Source organism: Pseudomonas sp. COW5 (assembly GCF_026240005.1).
Classification (GTDB): domain Bacteria; phylum Pseudomonadota; class Gammaproteobacteria; order Pseudomonadales; family Pseudomonadaceae; genus Aquipseudomonas; species Aquipseudomonas kribbensis.
In genome coordinates, this window is the sequence record NZ_JAPHVP010000001.1 from 4,279,744 (window position 1) to 4,295,831 (window position 16,088).

Here is a 16,088-nt window from a genome sequence, read left to right on the forward strand (position 1 = left end):
GTCGTCTCTCACACGAGTGCGTTGCGTTTGGCCATTTCAATAAGTTCTACAAGGGATCTGGCTTTGAGTTTCTGCATCAGACGTTTTTTATAAGTACTGACGGTCTTGTTGCTGAGAAACATGCCTTTGGCAATTTCCTTGTTTGTTCGGCCTTGGGCGAAAAGTTGCAATACCATCAATTCCCGGTCATTGACCGATTTGAAAAGTTCCAGTTCTGCGTAGCGCACATCGTCATTGCGAACAGGGTTCAGGGCCTGGCTGGGGAAATAGTTGTATCCGGAAAGAACCGCCTTGATGGCACTGACCAGTTCGCTGAGGTCTTCCTGTTTGCAGACATAACCCGATGCGCCGGACTGCATGCAGCGAATGCCGAACAGCGTCGGGCATTGTGCAGTCAGGACCAGCGTCTTGAACGGAGAACTCATGGCGTTGAAACGGGCAAGGACTTCCAGGCCGTCCAGCTTTGGAATACTGATGTCGAGAATGATCAGGTCGGGGGCACATTCGCGAACCATTTGCATGGCATCGACCCCGTTATCGGTTTCACCGACGACCTTGTAACCTTCATGTTCCAATAGCATTCGAACGGCAAGACGGATAACCGGGTGATCGTCGACAATAAAAACGGAGTTCATAACAAAGTCCCATGCGAACACTAATAAAGGGCGCACCTTAGCTCAGATGAAAGAGCGGTCGCATGAGCCGACAGGACCTTGGTGGCAATCTAGGATCAGTCCTACAAATAAAGAGGAATGGGACTACGTGTGAACTAGTTTTGACGTAGGTAGCGGATGGCTTCGCGTATTGAACTTGTTCTATGGAGGGGGCCGGCGTGACTGAAAAGCCTGTTTGTTTAATGTTTGTAAGTCATCGATGAGTTTCAGTTTTTTGCTGACAATACGTCGCAAGAGTCGAACATGGGTATAAGGAAAGGATTGGAGTATCCATCAGTCACCCGCCCGGTCAATGCCTGACCGGGCGGGCGACGAGGTATCAATGGCTGGAGCGCCCTGTCATTTCCAGGGCCATGTCGCTGGCATAGCTGTCGGTCATGCCTGCGATGAAGTCGATCATGCGCAGGAACGATGCGTGCAACGGGCCGTGCGGGTCTGGTGCATTGTTGCCGAGCAAGTCGAGGATTCTGCGGCTCTTGAACGACGGCGTACGCCCGTTGTGCTGTTCGAGGGCCGCACCGCAGAACGCGTTGAGCAGAATCTCCAGTGTCGTGTAGGCGCCGATTTCATGCAGGGTCTTGCGCTTGTCCTGAAAGATTTTCTTGCGGGCGATGTCCTTGGCATTCAGCACGCAACGTTTGGCCGGGCCGTGCATGTGCTCCACAAGGTCTCCATGCAGCGTTCCCGCCAAGAGTGCATCCTGTTGTTCGACGAAGGCCCGGGCGGCGGCGTTGGTCAGGTGTTCGATGGCCTTGCCCCGCAGGATCGCCAGTTTGCGCCGGCGAGAATCCTGAGGGCCGAGCTGTCGGTAGGTTTCCGGCAAATCGTCGCCGACCAGACCCAGCAGCAGCGACTCGACCTCGGCATAGTCCAGCAGGTCCATCTCCAGACCATCTTCCAGATCGATCAGCGCGTAGCAGATGTCATCCGCAGCCTCCATCAGGTAAACCAGCGGATGACGCGCCCAGCGCTGCTCTTCGAGTTGTGGCAGGCCCAGTTTGTGGGCGATCTGCTCCAGCAAAGGCAACTCGCTCTGATAGCAGCCGAACTTGTGTTTCTTGTAACCCAGAGAGTCGGCGTGGCGCGCGGTCCACGGGTACTTGAGGTACGTGCCTAGGGTCGCGTAGGTCAACCGGGTGCCACCGTCGAACTGGTGATATTCCAGCTGTGTGAGAACCCGAAACCCTTGGGCATTGCCCTCGAAGTTCAGGAAGTCACCGCGTTCGGCGTCACTCATCGCATCCAGCCAGCCGCGCCCGGCGGCCTGCTGGAACCAATGGCGGATGGCGTCTTCGCCGGAATGGCCGAAGGGCGGGTTGCCGATGTCATGGGCCAGGCAGGCGGACTGTACGACCATGCCCAGATCGCTTGGCTCGCACCATTCGGGCAGGGCGCGACGCAGGGTTTCGCCCACTCGCATGCCCAGCGACCGGCCGACGCAACTGACTTCCAGCGAGTGGGTCAGGCGCGTGTGGATGTGGTCATTGCTCGATACGGGATGCACCTGGGTCTTGCGGCCCAGGCGGCGGAAGGCGCCAGAGAAAATGATGCGGTCATGGTCTTTGTGGAACGGGCTGCGGCCGAGTTCCTGCGGGCTGTGCAGCGGTTTGCCGAGACGTTCGCGGTTGAGCAGGGTTTGCCAATCCAAGGCTGATTCTCTCCGTCGGGTGACTGGTGCCCTAGCTTCCCGGTTCGGGCGAGTGTCTGCAAGCGCAACTACAGCCCGGCGGCGTCAATGTCGATCAACAGCAGGCGTTCACCATTGTCGAAAAACTGTCCCGCGGTCAGGCAGTACTGGTTGCTGGTGGCATCGCGGTAGGTGTTGGAAAGCGTCAGCCGGCGTTCTTCCCAGCCTTCGGCCAGCAGATGGTAGAAGTAGGGGCGCCACGACCAGTTGTGGCCCAGGTAGCGGTTGTCGGCGACCCAGCCGCTTTGCCGCCATTCCAGATTCGGCGTCAGTTGCGTGCCCTGACGGTCGCACTGATAAAACCGCAGCAACCACGGAAAGGCGTCCAGTTGCGGCAAGGCACTGAGCGGCGCACGGGTTTGAGCCCAGTTCTGCAGAATCGTCATCAACTCGCCGAGCTGTCGGCGCATGGACATCAACTTGCCGCGCTCGGCGAGTTTCTGCTTCACATAGGCCTGGCGCAGTTCAGCGAAGCGCTGGACGAAAGCATCCGTCGCAAAAAAAGCCTCCTGCGCCCGCGCGAACAGAAAACCCTGTACGTAGCGTGAGCCACATTCCAGTGCGAAATTCAGCTGCGCTTCGGTCTCCACGCCTTCGGCGATAATCCAGCAACCGGTCCTTTCGGCCATCTGCGCCAGTGCCTTGACCACATCGCTGCTGGGCCCGCCGAGCGCGGCGGCCTGAAACAGGCGCATGTCGAGCTTGAGGATGTCCGGCTGCAAGGCCAGCACGCGATCCAGCTGTGAATAGCCGGCGCCGAAATCGTCGATGGCGATTCGCGCTCCGGCATCACGATAGCGCGCGACGACTTCAGACAGACGCTGACTGTTGCCACCCAGTTCGGTGATCTCGAAGACAATCCGCTGCGGGTCGACGCCATGCCGGGCGAGTTTTTTCAGGCTGGGTAGCGCCTGGTCGGTGCGCAGACGGCTGATCCAGCGCGGTGACATGTTCAGGCTGAGAAACCAGTCCGGCGGTGCTTCGTGAAATCGGCTCAGCGCATTGTCACGAATCTGCCGGTCGAGGCGGCGCAAGGCGGTTGCGGGCGTTCGCGGGTCGGCGAACAACGGTCCGACCGATGTCAGTTGCCCTTGCACCTGGCGCAATCGACCCAGAGCCTCGACGCCCGCAATGCGCCCGGTGGCTGTATCGATGAAAGGCTGAAAGCAGGCGAGCGGTTGCCCGTCGATCACGGGGCCTCCTTGGTCATTGTTGTTCTGGTCGGATCCTGCCGGCCGGATAGGCGAGCGGGATTGAATCTCCGGGTGAAGAGATCCAATCCCGCCAGCAGTGCAAGAATGCAGCCAGATGTGGAACTCAGCGTTTTCCCGAGTTCTGCATGACCAGTTTGATCAGTGGCGCGAGGCTGGTGCCGAGGCGGATCAACCGGCTCAGGCCGCCGATGCCACCGCTTTTCGCGCCTTTGCCGGTCAGGAACCCCAACAGTGTCACGGCGGCCACGCCCCACAACGGCGCGTGCTTGATGCCGAAACCGTCCTGCAGGTTTTGCGTCATGCCGCGCATGCGTTGCAAGGGCTGCAGCACCTGGCCGGTTTCGTGGCGGATTTCCTGACGATGCATTTCCATGCGCAGTCGGATCAGGGCCTTGCGCATTTCCTGGCGCGAGCTGTTGTGCGGAAGTTCAGGCAGGCTCATGGCAGCAGGCGCTCCCGGTCGTTGGCCAGTTCTTCCAGGGTGCCGTGGAAGGGCGAGGATTCATCGAAGATCGCAGCCTTCAGGCGCAGCCCGCAGAAGATCGCAGCCAGGGTATAGAACACACACAGGCCGATGATGGCGGCGAGTCGATAGGTGTCCCAGAACACGATCAGGACGAGAGTCGACAGGCCGACCAGCAACAGCAGTGCAAACACCAGCGCCAGGCCTGCGAACAGCAACAGGCTGACGGTGCGTGCTTTCTGCTCCTGCAGCTCGATGCCGAACAACTCGACGTGACTGTGCAAAAGACCGAGGACGGCTGCACCCAGGCGCCGTGTGGAAGAGGCAGTGCCCGCAGTCGGGCCGGATTCACCGATCGACATGATCAGCGCCGCGTGGCCAGCAGGCCGATCAAAAAGCCTACGCCGGCGGCGATGCCCACGGATTGCCACGGGTTGGCCGACACATAATCTTCGGTGGCGGTGACCGCAGCCTGGCCGCGCTCGCGCAGGGTGTCTTCGGTCAGCTTCAGGGTTTCCCGCGCGCGCAGCAGACTTTCGTGGATCTGTTCGCGCAACTCGTCAGCCTGATCACCGGCCAGCGTGGCGGTGTGTTCCAGCAACCGTTCGGTGTCGCTGACCAGGGTCTGGAAGTCGTTCATCAGGATTTCTTGAGCAGTCTTTGCCTTGGTGCTGGCCATTGGGGATCTCCGTAAGTGGCTGTCTGAAGCGGCTTCTGAAACTTTCGAGTATGAGCCTTGCGTGAAGGTTCAGTACAAATGACTGGTATGTCTTTTGCTGTGTCGTGGTGCGTCATCCGGCAGCAGTGCGCTGTTGCCGGGCGCGAAGCCGGGAAATAATAGCCCGGATGACACGGGTTCAGCTCAGGACATCGACCTCGTGCGCCAAAGCGGTTCGCCGGCCCCTAGGGTTAGTGACTGCGCAGTCGCAACTTGGTGCATGAAATGTCTGCATGAACCGCTTTGGTGCCTTTTTCAGCCTTGGGTCTGCCTCTTCATGGAAAATCTGCAAAGCGCTGTGGATACGCTCGTTCATAGTTCCAACACGTTGTTCATTCTGATCGGTGCGGTCATGGTGCTGGCCATGCACGCCGGTTTCGCCTTTCTGGAGGTCGGAACGGTTCGCCAGAAGAATCAAGTCAACGCTCTGTCGAAGATTCTCAGCGACTTTGCGGTGTCGACACTGGCCTATTTCTTTATAGGCTATTGGATTTCCTACGGGGTGACGTTTCTGCAACCGGCGGCGGTGCTCAGTGCCGATCATGGTTACGGGCTGGTGAAGTTTTTCTTCCTGCTGACCTTCGCGGCGGCGATCCCGGCGATCATTTCCGGCGGCATCGCCGAGCGGGCACGGTTCGTTCCGCAGCTGTGCGCAACGGCATTGATCGTGGCGTTCATCTATCCGTTTTTCGAGGGGATGATCTGGAACGGCAACTATGGTCTGCAAGCCTGGCTGGCCGCGCGATTTGGCGCCTCCTTCCATGATTTCGCCGGCTCCGTGGTGGTTCACGCCATGGGTGGCTGGCTGGCGCTGGCGGCGGTGCTGTTGCTGGGGCCACGCAACGGCCGCTATCGCGATGGCCGGCTGGTGGCATTCGCACCGTCGAGCATTCCGTTTCTGGCGCTGGGCTCGTGGATCCTGATCGTTGGCTGGTTCGGCTTCAACGTGATGAGCGCGCAAACCCTGCAGGGCGTCAGTGGCCTGGTGGCGGTCAACTCGTTGATGGCGATGGTGGGCGGTACCGTGGCGGCGTTGATCGTCGGGCGCAATGACCCGGGCTTTCTGCACAACGGTCCGTTGGCCGGTCTGGTGGCGGTGTGTGCCGGCTCCGACCTGATGCACCCGGTGGGCGCGCTGGTGACCGGTGCGATTGCGGGCGCCCTGTTTGTCTGGTGCTTCACGGCGGCGCAGGTCAAATGGCGGATCGACGACGTGCTGGGAGTCTGGCCGCTGCACGGCTTGTGTGGCGTGTGGGGCGGCATCGCCTGCGGGATCTTCGGCTCGACCGCGTTGGGCGGGCTCGGTGGTGTCAGCCTGATCAGCCAGTTGATCGGTACGGCGTTGGGCGTTGTGGTAGCCCTGGCTGGCGGATTTGCCGTCTACGGTTCGATCAAGGCCCTGCATGGCCTGCGCCTGAGTCAGGAACAGGAGTATTACGGCGCGGACCTGTCGCTGCACAAGATCGGCGCGGTGAGCCAGGACTAAGTCTCTTCATCTTCGGCACCTGGGTAGAAACCATGCAGCAGGCGATAGCGGTCGATGCGCACCCGATCGACTTTCTCCTGCACCTGGTGTGCCGGCAGACCGAGCAGAATCAAGGCATGGGACGCGAGCATCAGGCTTGACTCCAACAACTCCGGCACAACTTCGCTGGCGCCGGCGGCTTTCAGTTCGGCCCACTGGCTGTCGTCGCGGGTGCGCACCAGAATCGGCACTTTCGGATTGAGTCGCCGGGCTTCCTTGAGCACCCGCAGCGCCACATCGCTTTTATCCACGGCAATCACCAGCAGCCTTGCACGCAGCAAACCGACCGCAGTCAGGAGGTCGGCGCGTGCAGAGTCGCCGTAATGCACGTCGCGTTCGACGGTGGCTGCCTCCTGAATGCGTACGGGGTCGTTGTCCAGGGCGATGTAAGGTTGCCCGGCATTGCGCATGAAACGTCCGATCGACTGACCGACACGCCCGTAGCCGCAGATCACCACATGCTGATCCAGGCCGGCGTTGAGGGCGCTGATTTCCTCGATCTGCGCTTCCTGATTGGGTTTGCGGTGCAGGGCGGCGGCGATGCGGGGCGCAGCGCGCAACATCAGCGGAGTCAGAAGCATCGAGCAGAACGTCGCAGCGAGGAGCAGGGCGCCGAGATCGGCGGGCATCAACCGGTTCTGCTGCATCTGCGCCATCAGGGCGAAACAGAATTCGCCACCCTGAGCCAGGGCCAGGCCGCTGCGCCAGGCGGTTTCATTGTCGCTGCCGCGCCATTTCACCAGCAGCGCCACCACTGACCCCTTGATCACCAGCAAACCCAGGGTCATCGCAATAATCAGCACGCTGTGGCTGGCGAACAATTGCAGGTCGATCAGCATGCCGATGCTGACGAAGAACAGGCCGAGCAGGATGTCGCGGAACGGCCGGATATCGGCCTCGATCTGATGCCGATAATGGCTTTCCCCCAGCAGCATGCCCGCCAGGAACGCGCCGAGGGCAGGGGACAGGCCAAGTAGGTGAGTCAGCCATGCCGTGAGCAACACGATCACCAGCGCCAACAGTACGAACAGTTCGGCCGAGCGCGAAGCCGCCACCTCCTGAAAAAGGCGTGGCAACAGCCAGCGACTGGCCAGCAGCAAGCCGATGAACAGCACGACCGTTTTGAGCAGCGTCAGTGGCAATGCCCAATACCAGGCCTGATCGCTGCTGCCGGCGAAGACGGGTACCAGCGTCAGCAACAACACGGCCACCACATCCTGAAACAACAAAACCCCGACCGCGTTCTGGCCATGGCTGCTGAAGATTTCGCCGAGGCTGCCCAGTTCCTTGGTGACGATCGCCGTGGATGAAAGCGAAAGACCCGCGCCGAGCAGCAGCGCCGGGGTAAGGGGCATGCCCAGCAGCATCAGCACACTTCCCAGCAGCGCTGTGCTGACGAGCACCTGTTGGCTGCCCAGACGAAAAACCACCTGGCGCAGGGCAATCATTTTCGACAGGGAGAATTCCAGCCCCAGGGAAAACAGCAGAAACACCACGCCCAGTTCGGCAAGGTCCGGCAGGTGCTCGCTCTCGTTGATCCAGTCGAACGCCTTCGGCCCGACCATCAGCCCGACGCACAGATAGCCCAGCACCGGTGGCAGGCGCAGGCGGCGAAACAGGGCAATCATCACCAGGGACGAGGCAAGAATGATCAACAGATTGGCAAACACAAAACACTCCGGCGGCAGGCTCAGGCTCTTCAAGCGTAGAGGCAAAAAACACCGGAGCATGCTGTAAAACACATTTGTGCGGGCTGATTTGAGTCAGGGTTTTGCGAGGACAGATCCGCTCGATGGTTTGAGGGTTCTGGTGGGTCGACGGGTTCACAGGTCAGGCCTAAAATGGCCAATCAAATTTTGGGATTGAACGCGCATGCTTCCTGAATGCCAGTTGTTCGGCACCCTGGGGTGCCATCTGTGTGAAGTCGCTGAAGCCGAGCTGATGCCGTTTGTCGAGCATGGCCTGCTGGTGGAACTGGTGGACATTGCCGACGACGAGTCCTGGTTCGAGGCCTACAGCCTGCGGATTCCTGTGCTGCGCCGGACCGATACCGGGGCCGAGTTGGGGTGGCCGTTCAGTGCCGATCAGGTTGTGGCATTTCTGCGTTAGCTTTTTCCCTCGACGTTGTTCCGCCCCGGCCATTCATCGCGACGGTCATCGATCCTTGGCACTCTTGAGCTTATTCGGTTACTGTATGTGCATACAGTAAATGAGTGGGCTCGCCGTGCTGTGTCCTTCCGGGGCAACGGGCATGGCAGCCAGGACGTCTGAGGGATGAATCGTGGTCAATGTCGAACAGTTGAAAAGCAGCGTGAACCGGATGTCGGTTGATGTGGTGCACGACGCCGTCCGCGAATTGCGTCTGGACGGTCTGGTCACGGAGGGCAAGACGCCTTTCAACAAGCTGCATTTCAATACCTGTTTTGCCGAGATTGAGGCGTTGTTCCAGCGCGCCGGCTATCACAAGCAACTGGATGTGGTGGGTTATCAGGGATTGTTGTACGCCTTGTACGACCCGGGTCGCTGGGAGGCTGTCGATGTACTGCGCTGGCTGAAGGAGTTCACCGAGGCGGCGGCCCTCAAATCGATCCCCGCCTGATTCTGCGCTAGGTCTGCTGCGTCCGGTGTTGGATAATGCCGCTCTGCTTTGAGGGTTCGAGTTCTCCGTATGTCCAGCACACCAACATTTTCCGCCGCACAGAATCAGGCCAGCACGCTTTACCTGCCCCCGGGCGACTGGCGGACGGTGTTCGATTGTCTGTGTGATCACTTCAGTGCCATCGGACGCGATCAGTGGCTGGACCGGATTGCCCGAGGCCGGGTACTGGATGGCGAAGGCCAGCCGATTGCGCTGGACCTGCCGTACAAGGAAGGCCTGCGCATCCATTACTTTCGCGAAGTGCCGGATGAAAAACCGATTCCGGTGGTCGAGTCGATTCTCTACGCGGACGATCATCTGGTCGTCGCAGACAAACCCCATTTCCTGCCGGTGACGCCAGCGGGGGAATACGTGGAACAAACTTTGCTGCGCCGGCTGATTCGTCGACTGGACAACCCGCATCTGGTGCCGTTGCACCGAATTGACCGGCACACCGCCGGGTTGGTGATTTTTTCGGCCAATCCGCAGACACGTTCGGCGTATCAGTCATTGTTCCCGACACGGCAAATAGAGAAACGCTACGAAGCGATCGCCGCAGCATTGCCGGGGCTGGATTTTCCGTTGGTACACAAAAGCCGTATGGTCGATGGCGAGCCTTTTTTCCGCATGCAGGAAGGTCCCGGTGTCAGCAACACCGAAACGGCAGTGGAAGTGCGGGAAAGAAACGGAGACCTCTGGCGTTACGGCCTGTATCCGGTGACCGGCAAGAAACACCAGTTGCGGGTGCACATGACGGCATTGGGCGCGAGCATCTGCAACGATCCGTTCTATCCCGAGGTGTTGAAGGACGTCGAAGACGATTACACCAAACCGCTCAAGCTGCTGGCGCAGGGGTTGCGGTTCATCGATCCGGTTACGGGGCAGGTGCGTGATTTTGAAAGCCGGATAACGCTGGACTGGTGAGCAATAGTGCAAGCCGTCTTTCTGACGCCCACGAAAAAGCCCGCATCTTGCGGGCTTTTCTGTATCTGGCGTCGCTTACAGTTCTTTAACGGTGCGAACCTGATCTTTGTTGATGCGAGTCTGCTTGCCGTCCAGTTGTTCGAATTCGTAGAAGCCCGAATCCTTGTCGTATTTAGGCGAGTCGACGGCCTGGATTTCGCGACCGTCATTCAAGGTGATCACCGTTGGCGAAGCGCAACCGGCGAGGGTGGCCAGGCCCAGTGCGAGCATGAAAGTGGCGAGAGTCCGTTGAGTCATGTGTTTGTCTCCGAAGGGAATTCTTTTGGTTACTGAGCTGTAGACGTATGCAAGGCGTGAGAGTTCCTTGAATGCGGTCAGTCTGACACAGTGTTATGAGAGCTTAACAGTTCCGGGGTATTGAGATTGGCCAGCCGTGGGTCGTTGTCCGGGCAAATCAGTGCTTGGGCGCCAAGGCTGCGCATGAGCCGGCCAGGGCTGCGTTCTCCTTCGTGCCAGGCCTCTTCGAATACGGGCAGAAGCGCCACGGGAATCACGCAAAGCAGCGGTTCCCAGTGCTCGTCGTGACGCAGCATCAACGGGTTTTCAGGGTGCAGGCTGGCGGTCTCGCGCATGCTCTGTAACAGGGGAAGATCGATTCGCGGTACGTCGCACGGCAACACCAGCAGATGGGAATGGCGAGCGGCTCGCAAACCGGCACGGATGCCGGCCAATGGTCCGGGAAAGTCTTCTTCGTCGTCCGTCACCAATTGATCGGCGAAGGGCGCATAGCGTTCGCGATTGCGGTTGCAGGAAATGATCAGATCGTCGGTCAGCGGACGAACCTTGCGCTGCAAATGAGCGATCAGTGGTTCCCCGTGCCATTCAATCAGCCCCTTGTCCTGGCCACCCATGCGTTGACCGCGCCCACCGGCCAGCAGCAGGACGGAGCAGGGGGACAGTTGCGTATTCGAGGTCATGGCAGCTCTCCGCAGGTTCGGCGAAAAAATGGGGCGCTGTGATATAACACCGGGCTGTTTCTCCTACAACTGGATGAGCCTATGAAAGCCAAGGCTGATGTACCTTTTGCACCGCTCAATATCGCGGTATTGACGGTCAGCGACACCCGCACGCTGGAAACCGATACCTCCGGCCAGGTCTTCGTCGACCGTTTGACCGCAGCCGGTCACAACCTGGCGGAGCGGGTATTGCTCAAAGATGACCTGTACAAAATCCGCGCGCAAGTTGCCCACTGGATTGCCGAAGATGTCGTGCAAGTGGTGTTGATCACCGGGGGCACAGGCTTTACCGGTCGCGACAGCACACCCGAAGCCGTTACGTGCCTGCTCGACAAGCAGGTGGATGGTTTTGGTGAACTGTTCCGTCAGATTTCGGTGGCCGATATCGGCACTTCCACTGTGCAATCCCGTGCACTGGCTGGACTGGCCAACGGTACGCTGGTTTGCTGTCTGCCGGGTTCGACCAACGCAGTGCGCACCGGTTGGGATGGCATCCTGGCCGAGCAGCTGGATTCGCGGCATCGCCCGTGCAATTTTGTTCCTCACCTGAAACAGGCGGCTCCTTGTGAATCCCGCGGGTAAGCCTGGCAAGACCGGCAGCCTGATGCCGGTCGAGGTGGCCTTGGCGCGTCTGCTGGAAATGGCTGACGCCTCGCGCATTGTCGAGTCCGAGTATCTGCCATTGGCACAGCTTGAGGGGCGGGTTTTGGCGCGGGATCTGGTTTCAACACTGGACCTGCCTCCATGGCCCAACAGTGCCATGGATGGGTATGCCTTGAATCTGGCTGACTGGACCGGTGAGCCGATGCCGGTCAGTCAGAAGGTTTTTGCCGGCCAGGCGCCGGAACCTCTGGAACCGGGAACCTGCGCGCGTATCTTCACGGGCGCCCCCGTTCCGCCGGGCGCCGATTGCGTCGAGATGCAGGAAAACGCCTTGATAGAGGCCGACGAACGAGTGCGGTTCACTGAGCCCATGGTGTCTGGGCAGAACATCCGCCCCCAGGGCCAGGAAACCACGGTGGGCGAATTGATTCTGTCCGCGGGAACCCGGCTCGGTTCGATCGAGCTGGGGTTGGCTGCGTCATTGGGCTGCGCCGGCCTTGATGTGATCCGCAAGCCCCGTGTGGCAGTGCTGTCCACCGGCGATGAGCTGGTTGAGCCAGGAACGGCACTGGGGCCGGGACAGATTTACAACAGTAATCGGGTGGTGCTGTGCAGCTGGTTGCAACGTTTGGGCTGTGAGGTGCTGGATGCCGGGATTCTTCCGGATGACTTGTCCGCCACCCGAGCGCGTCTTGGGGAGCTCGAAGAGGCCGACTTGATACTGTCGACCGGAGGCGTATCGGTTGGGGAAGCGGATTTCCTCGGCGTCGCGCTGAGGGAAGAAGGTGAGCTGACGCTGTGGAAGCTGGCGATCAAGCCCGGGAAGCCTTTGACTGTCGGCCATTTTCGGGGTGTTCCGGTCATCGGTCTGCCTGGCAACCCCGCGTCGACCCTGGTGACTTTTGCCTTGCTGACCAAGCCTTATCTGCTGCGTCGTCAGGGTGTGCAGGATGTAGAGCCTCTCAAGTTTCCAGTCCCGGCTGGATTCGTCTGGCCCCAGGCGGGTAATCGACGTGAATTCCTGCGGGGGCGTCTGGAGCAGGGGCAGGCAACTATCTACCGAAACCAGAGTTCAGGCGTTCTGCGTAGCGCTGCCTGGGCTGATGGATTGGTAGAGGTGCAGGAGGGGCGCACCCTGGCCCCGGGAGACATGGTGCCCTTCATTCCCCTGAGTGACCTTCTCGGCTGATGCGTCGAAATGCAGGCTTGTTGAGGGCCTGCATTTCAGTTCGTCAGCGACTGATCAGTGCAACTAACTGGTCAAAGCGACTATTGGCAACCCAGCCCAACAATCCAAGGACCACAGCTGTGGCACCTGCGGAGTAGGAGAGACGGTGTTTGATGGCTTTGACGTCTCCTTTTACTTCGTCCATGTCACGGCGGATGTACTTGATGTGGGTTTCCAGCTCAGTGACACGAGGGTCCATGATTTTTTCTCCAGTGTTTTTGGCGCTGCTCTTGAGTTCGGGTTTATGGCAGGCGCGACTGCCGGAGAGGGGGGCAACCGGACTTGCTGTCATTCTTGCTTCATGACCGTGCATGGGAAATTCCGCCTGCTGCCATGAGTTTCTGCTGGCAGAAACGGCTGCTCGAATGATCTAGCGTCCGGGTGATGTTTTGACTCATTACCTGCACATCCTTGTGTTATCGGGTTAAAGATTGCTGCCTCAGACCCACAGTGTACGAATGGTCTGGATGGGTCAATTGAGCCGATTCCTTACATTCCGTACGAAAAAATACCGCCTTGTAGGACGAATGAGCCGCGTCGCTGGAAATACTTGGGATTGCGGTGGCTCTTTTGCGTGCCGTGGAGGTCAAGATGTCCCGAACTGATTTAATAACGGGAGTGGCCAATATGGATGAGCGCAGGGCATTGTTGATTCTGCATGGCAAGCAGGCACTCAACGAAGCGGTTCGCGCCGCTGTTGAACGCAAGCGCGGACAGGGCTGGGAGTTGGCAGTGCGCCTGACGTGGGAAGCCGGCGATGCACAGCGCCTGGTGGAAGAATCGCTGGCTGCCGGATATGGGACAATCATTGCTGGCGGTGGCGATGGCACCTTGCGCGATATCGCCGAGGCCCTGGCGGCTCACCCGGGAGAGGCCAGTCTGGTGCTGCTGCCACTGGGAACCGCCAACGATTTTTCCCGCGCGGCCGGTGTTCCTCTGGAACCGGATGAGGCCCTCGATTTGCTTGACGCGCCAGCCTGTGACATCGATCTGGGGGAGGTGGGCGGGCAGATATTCCTGAATATGGCCACGGGCGGGTTTGGCAGTCAGGTCACCGCCAATACCTCGGAAGATCTGAAAAAGGTGCTGGGCGGCGCGGCCTATCTGTTTACGGGCCTGTCGCGATTCAGTGAGTTGCACGCCGCCTATGGCGAATTGCAGGGGCCGGATTTTCACTGGAGCGGTGAACTGCTCGCGCTGGGGATCGGTAATGGTCGCCAGGCGGGCGGAGGACATGTGTTGTGTCCGGAGGCACTGGTGGATGACGGCCTGCTGGATATCAGTATCCTGCCGGCACCACAGGAGCTGGTCGGCACGCTGAAAAACCTGCTCAGCGACGGATTCGGTCTCGACAACATGTTTGTCCGCACACGTCTGCCGTGGGTCGAAATCAAGGTCGCCGAAGGACTCTGCATCAACCTTGATGGCGAGCCGCTGGAAGGAGACAGTCTGCGGTTTGCGGCGCGTCCGGCGGCATTGCGTGTGCATTTGCCGGAGAACTCGCCGCTGTTGGGCAGGACGAGGCGGGTCAGTCGTCCAGACTGATGATCTGCTCCCGTACGGCAAACAGTACGAGCCCCGCCACATCGTAGATCTGCAGGCGTTTCATGATCTGCGAGCGGTGGGTTTCCACAGTCTTGATGCTCAGGCCCAAACCATTGGCGATCTCACGGGTGGACTTGCCGCGAACGATCAGGCGCAGGATTTCCAGTTGGCGCGCTGTCAGGTTGTGTGAGTCGGCGACTTCCGGTTGCAACTTCTGATTGCGTGTCAGGGCCTGGTTGATCACCGTGTGGGCAATGGCCGGGCTCAGGTAGCGTTCGTTGTTGCGCAGGGCTTCCAGTGCGTGTTCGAGCTCAGTGGCCGTGGTGTCCTTGAGCAGATAGCCATGAGCCCCGGATTCCAGTGCCTGCATGATCAGCGCAGGGTCGGTGTGCATCGACAGAATCAGCACTTTGCTGTGCGGACGAACCCGTCTGAGCCGCTGCAACGCCTCCAGGCCGCCGGTTTCTCTCATGGAAATGTCCAGCAAGACGATATCGGGGTTCAGTTGCTCGACCATCTCGAGCAATTGCGAGCCGTCATTGGCCTCGCCGATTACCGCGTAACCGGGAATATCCAGCACCAGAGCGCGCACGCCGGCTCTGATCAGCGAGTGGTCATCCACCAGAAGTAAGTTACAAGTCAACGCATAACCTTATTCGTACTGGCCCGCTCGAGTGCACGGGGCGCCCAGGGGAATAGTGCTTCGATTTGAGTGCCTTTGCCCGGTTCGCTCGTCACGCTCAGGCTGCCGCCCAGTTGCTCGATCCGTTCGGCCATCCCGGCCATGCCTCGTTGTCCTTCACGACCGGGATTGGCGGCCGGGGCAAACCCCAGACCGTCGTCGCTGATCAGCAGGGTCAAGCCTTGGGGAAGGCGTTGCACGCGGATCAGCAGATTCTTGGCCTGCGCATGTCGCAGGATGTTGGTCACGGCTTCCTGGGTGATGCGGAAGGCGGCGACAGCCATTTCTTCGGGGATGCCGTTCAAGCGCTGCTGACAGTCCAGGCTCCAGTGAACCGATGTATTGGCCAGTGTCTTGAGCAAATGCGCGCGCAGACTGGCTTCCAGCCCGAGGCTGGTCAGTTGCCGTGGGTTGAGAATGGCCGAAACGTCGCGGACTTTATTGAGGGTTTCATCAAGGGTGTCGCAGAGTGCCGAACATTGTTCTTGAAGGTCATCGGGCAGACGCCGTTTGAGCCATTCGCTCTGCAACTTGGCGGCGGTCAGCAACTGGCCGATATCGTCGTGCAGTTCGCGGCTGAGGCGATGGCGTTCGTTTTCCTGGACTTCGAGTAAACGATCGGCCAGCTCCTGTGGCTGGAACTTGATCGACTTGCGCGACAGGCGATGCTGGGTAAAGACGCAAGCGGCGGCTGCCAAATTGAGCAACAGCAGGCCAAACGACAACGGTGCGGACAGGCAATAAGTCAGCAGACTGCCCAAAGCTGCACCAATGCAAAGCGAGAGCGTGAACCTGCGCGCGTTTTCTCGGGTGGGTGGCCATGTGGCGATTGACTTGAGGCTGGCGTACATAGCGGATGGAGCCAATGGATGTTCGCTGCGGGTAGACCGGTCAGAGTGGCTGGCGGTCTCTGTCTGAAAATCTGTGATTCAGGTTGTTGGTTTCAAAACGGTTCAGTGATCGATAATTGACTGCCAACTTTGGAGCAGACCGATCATTGAAGTCACTGTGCCATTAAGTGAAAGCAACTAACGCGCGGCATAATACCACTTAACATACCGTTGGTCGCGTTCGCCCTATATGTCCAAAGAGTCAGGAAATACGCCATGTTGGACGCGAGTTCCATAATGGAAAAAGTTGATTTATTGGAGTCGATAATTATCGATGACAC

At 59.4% G+C, this 16,088-nt stretch carries 19 protein-coding genes; 7 read left to right on the plus strand and 12 right to left on the minus strand.

Annotated features, from left to right (window positions below):
• Positions 1 to 8: 8 nt before the first annotated feature.
• The 6 genes from OQ248_RS19535 to OQ248_RS19560 all read right to left on the minus strand — a co-directional run bounded on the left by OQ248_RS19535 (position 9) and on the right by OQ248_RS19560 (position 4,717).
• The gene (locus tag OQ248_RS19535) at positions 9 to 635 is read right to left on the minus strand and encodes a response regulator transcription factor (protein WP_119429618.1); all 627 of its coding nucleotides are present in this window, start codon (positions 633 to 635) and stop codon (positions 9 to 11) included.
• Between the two features lie 358 nt (positions 636 to 993).
• Positions 994 to 2,322: a deoxyguanosinetriphosphate triphosphohydrolase gene (locus tag OQ248_RS19540; RefSeq protein ID WP_085710742.1), complete on the minus strand. Its 1,329-nt coding sequence runs from the start codon at positions 2,320 to 2,322 to the stop codon at positions 994 to 996.
• 68 nt (positions 2,323 to 2,390) lie between these two features.
• The gene (locus OQ248_RS19545; protein WP_265813674.1) at positions 2,391 to 3,554 is read right to left on the minus strand and encodes an EAL domain-containing protein; all 1,164 of its coding nucleotides are present in this window, start codon (positions 3,552 to 3,554) and stop codon (positions 2,391 to 2,393) included.
• Positions 3,555 to 3,678: 124 nt separating this feature from the next.
• Positions 3,679 to 4,017, minus strand: a complete 339-nt coding sequence (locus tag OQ248_RS19550; RefSeq protein WP_119429616.1) for a hypothetical protein — start codon at positions 4,015 to 4,017, stop codon at positions 3,679 to 3,681.
• Positions 4,014 to 4,400, minus strand: a complete 387-nt coding sequence (locus OQ248_RS19555; protein ID WP_065257074.1) for a phage holin family protein — start codon at positions 4,398 to 4,400, stop codon at positions 4,014 to 4,016. The genes OQ248_RS19550 and OQ248_RS19555 overlap by 4 nt, the downstream gene beginning before the upstream one ends.
• Positions 4,401 to 4,402: 2 nt before the next feature.
• The gene (locus tag OQ248_RS19560) at positions 4,403 to 4,717 is read right to left on the minus strand and encodes a YqjD family protein (protein ID WP_085710739.1); all 315 of its coding nucleotides are present in this window, start codon (positions 4,715 to 4,717) and stop codon (positions 4,403 to 4,405) included.
• A 316-nt stretch (positions 4,718 to 5,033) separates the two neighbouring features.
• Between OQ248_RS19560 and OQ248_RS19565 the strand changes: the two genes are divergently transcribed.
• Positions 5,034 to 6,242, plus strand: coding sequence for an ammonium transporter (locus OQ248_RS19565; protein WP_119429615.1), 1,209 nt, complete (start codon positions 5,034 to 5,036; stop codon positions 6,240 to 6,242).
• On the opposite strand, the gene OQ248_RS19570 is transcribed toward OQ248_RS19565, so the two are convergent.
• Complete coding sequence (locus OQ248_RS19570) at positions 6,239 to 7,951, minus strand: monovalent cation:proton antiporter-2 (CPA2) family protein (RefSeq protein WP_265813675.1); 1,713 nt, start codon at positions 7,949 to 7,951, stop codon at positions 6,239 to 6,241. The two genes, OQ248_RS19565 and OQ248_RS19570, sit on opposite strands and share 4 nt — an antisense overlap.
• Before the next feature lie 202 nt (positions 7,952 to 8,153).
• Here OQ248_RS19570 and OQ248_RS19575 point away from each other — a divergent pair, with 202 nt between their 5' ends.
• The 3 genes from OQ248_RS19575 to OQ248_RS19585 all read left to right on the plus strand — a co-directional run bounded on the left by OQ248_RS19575 (position 8,154) and on the right by OQ248_RS19585 (position 9,843).
• Positions 8,154 to 8,390: a glutaredoxin family protein gene (locus OQ248_RS19575; RefSeq protein WP_114884529.1), complete on the plus strand. Its 237-nt coding sequence runs from the start codon at positions 8,154 to 8,156 to the stop codon at positions 8,388 to 8,390.
• A gap of 172 nt (positions 8,391 to 8,562) precedes the next feature.
• A complete protein-coding gene (locus OQ248_RS19580) occupies positions 8,563 to 8,880 on the plus strand; it encodes a transcriptional regulator (RefSeq protein ID WP_085710735.1) in 318 nt (105 codons plus the stop codon).
• 69 nt (positions 8,881 to 8,949) lie between these two features.
• Positions 8,950 to 9,843 (plus strand): pseudouridine synthase, encoded by an 894-nt coding sequence (locus OQ248_RS19585; RefSeq protein WP_265813676.1) that lies wholly within the window; start codon positions 8,950 to 8,952, stop codon positions 9,841 to 9,843.
• A gap of 75 nt (positions 9,844 to 9,918) precedes the next feature.
• Here OQ248_RS19585 and OQ248_RS19590 read toward each other — a convergent pair whose 3' ends face one another.
• Both OQ248_RS19590 and mobA read right to left on the minus strand, forming a co-directional pair.
• A complete protein-coding gene (locus OQ248_RS19590; protein WP_085710733.1) occupies positions 9,919 to 10,140 on the minus strand; it encodes a YgdI/YgdR family lipoprotein in 222 nt (73 codons plus the stop codon).
• Positions 10,141 to 10,217: 77 nt separating this feature from the next.
• Positions 10,218 to 10,820, minus strand: coding sequence for a molybdenum cofactor guanylyltransferase MobA (gene mobA, locus OQ248_RS19595; protein WP_265813677.1), 603 nt, complete (start codon positions 10,818 to 10,820; stop codon positions 10,218 to 10,220).
• Positions 10,821 to 10,901: 81 nt separating this feature from the next.
• Here mobA and moaB point away from each other — a divergent pair, with 81 nt between their 5' ends.
• Both moaB and glp read left to right on the plus strand, forming a co-directional pair.
• Positions 10,902 to 11,441 (plus strand): molybdenum cofactor biosynthesis protein B, encoded by a 540-nt coding sequence (moaB, locus tag OQ248_RS19600; protein WP_119429611.1) that lies wholly within the window; start codon positions 10,902 to 10,904, stop codon positions 11,439 to 11,441.
• Positions 11,425 to 12,651, plus strand: coding sequence for a gephyrin-like molybdotransferase Glp (glp, locus tag OQ248_RS19605; RefSeq protein ID WP_265813678.1), 1,227 nt, complete (start codon positions 11,425 to 11,427; stop codon positions 12,649 to 12,651). The genes moaB and glp overlap by 17 nt, the downstream gene beginning before the upstream one ends.
• A 43-nt stretch (positions 12,652 to 12,694) precedes the next feature.
• Here glp and OQ248_RS19610 read toward each other — a convergent pair whose 3' ends face one another.
• Positions 12,695 to 13,003, minus strand: coding sequence for a hypothetical protein (locus OQ248_RS19610; protein ID WP_178083492.1), 309 nt, complete (start codon positions 13,001 to 13,003; stop codon positions 12,695 to 12,697).
• Between the two features lie 314 nt (positions 13,004 to 13,317).
• On the opposite strand from OQ248_RS19610, the gene yegS reads away from it, so the two are divergent.
• Positions 13,318 to 14,235, plus strand: coding sequence for a lipid kinase YegS (yegS, locus tag OQ248_RS19615; RefSeq protein ID WP_265813679.1), 918 nt, complete (start codon positions 13,318 to 13,320; stop codon positions 14,233 to 14,235).
• Here yegS and OQ248_RS19620 read toward each other — a convergent pair.
• Both OQ248_RS19620 and OQ248_RS19625 read right to left on the minus strand, forming a co-directional pair.
• Positions 14,219 to 14,878: a response regulator transcription factor gene (locus tag OQ248_RS19620; RefSeq protein ID WP_085710728.1), complete on the minus strand. Its 660-nt coding sequence runs from the start codon at positions 14,876 to 14,878 to the stop codon at positions 14,219 to 14,221. The genes yegS and OQ248_RS19620 overlap by 17 nt on opposite strands.
• A complete protein-coding gene (locus OQ248_RS19625) occupies positions 14,875 to 15,768 on the minus strand; it encodes a sensor histidine kinase (RefSeq protein WP_265815116.1) in 894 nt (297 codons plus the stop codon). The genes OQ248_RS19620 and OQ248_RS19625 overlap by 4 nt, the downstream gene beginning before the upstream one ends.
• Positions 15,769 to 16,088 lie beyond the last annotated feature (320 nt).

Coding starts and splice junctions, on each gene's coding strand:
- OQ248_RS19535 (WP_119429618.1), bottom strand. CDS start 635: ATGAACTCCGTTTTTATTGTCGACGATCACCCGGTTATCCGTCTTGCC.
- OQ248_RS19550 (WP_119429616.1), bottom strand. CDS start 4,017: ATGAGCCTGCCTGAACTTCCGCACAACAGCTCGCGCCAGGAAATGCGC.
- OQ248_RS19555 (WP_065257074.1), bottom strand. CDS start 4,400: ATGTCGATCGGTGAATCCGGCCCGACTGCGGGCACTGCCTCTTCCACA.
- OQ248_RS19560 (WP_085710739.1), bottom strand. CDS start 4,717: ATGGCCAGCACCAAGGCAAAGACTGCTCAAGAAATCCTGATGAACGAC.
- OQ248_RS19565 (WP_119429615.1), top strand. CDS start 5,034: ATGGAAAATCTGCAAAGCGCTGTGGATACGCTCGTTCATAGTTCCAAC.
- OQ248_RS19575 (WP_114884529.1), top strand. CDS start 8,154: ATGCTTCCTGAATGCCAGTTGTTCGGCACCCTGGGGTGCCATCTGTGT.
- OQ248_RS19585 (WP_265813676.1), top strand. CDS start 8,950: ATGTCCAGCACACCAACATTTTCCGCCGCACAGAATCAGGCCAGCACG.
- OQ248_RS19590 (WP_085710733.1), bottom strand. CDS start 10,140: ATGACTCAACGGACTCTCGCCACTTTCATGCTCGCACTGGGCCTGGCC.
- mobA (WP_265813677.1), bottom strand. CDS start 10,820: ATGACCTCGAATACGCAACTGTCCCCCTGCTCCGTCCTGCTGCTGGCC.
- moaB (WP_119429611.1), top strand. CDS start 10,902: ATGAAAGCCAAGGCTGATGTACCTTTTGCACCGCTCAATATCGCGGTA.
- OQ248_RS19610 (WP_178083492.1), bottom strand. CDS start 13,003: ATGCACGGTCATGAAGCAAGAATGACAGCAAGTCCGGTTGCCCCCCTC.
- yegS (WP_265813679.1), top strand. CDS start 13,318: ATGGATGAGCGCAGGGCATTGTTGATTCTGCATGGCAAGCAGGCACTC.
- OQ248_RS19625 (WP_265815116.1), bottom strand. CDS start 15,768: ATGTACGCCAGCCTCAAGTCAATCGCCACATGGCCACCCACCCGAGAA.